The organism is Gilvimarinus gilvus, from assembly GCF_030518155.1.
Taxonomy (GTDB): Bacteria; Pseudomonadota; Gammaproteobacteria; order Pseudomonadales; family Cellvibrionaceae; genus Gilvimarinus; species Gilvimarinus gilvus.
Genome location: NZ_JAULRU010000798.1, coordinates 1 through 345, shown reverse-complemented (window position 1 = coordinate 345; position 345 = coordinate 1). Strand labels below are relative to the sequence as shown.

The 345-nt window shown below is 30.4% G+C and carries 1 protein-coding gene; it reads right to left on the bottom strand.

Annotation, left to right across the window (positions count from 1 at the left end):
• Positions 1-307, bottom strand: a 307-nt coding sequence (locus tag QWI17_RS21540) for a hypothetical protein (RefSeq protein WP_302724599.1), incomplete at its 3' end; no start/stop codon positions are given.
• Between the last annotated feature and the right edge of the window lie 38 nt (positions 308-345).

The following is a 345-nucleotide window of genomic DNA, read 5'->3' as shown; positions in this document are numbered from 1 at the left end:
CAGATTTTGTTTTCAAATCATTGATACAAGGTTCTATTAATTTCATTAATCGTTCTTGTAATTCAGGTGTTGGATTATTCATTTGCATCATTTCTGTATACGTAAATTCATCCATCATTTTATCTGTCGAACAGTCACAATATTTTGTAATCAGTTCTTTTTTAGCCGCAGATATCCCTAGTGTTATTGCCGCTTGTTCACAAGCCGTCATTGCTTGAGCTTTTTGTTCTGCATTATGTTTATCAGCTTTCGAATTACAGCTAACAATCGTTAATCCAAAGATTAATCCTAAAATAATTTTCTTCATAGGTAATAGATTTTAATCTTGTTAAGATAATGACTATT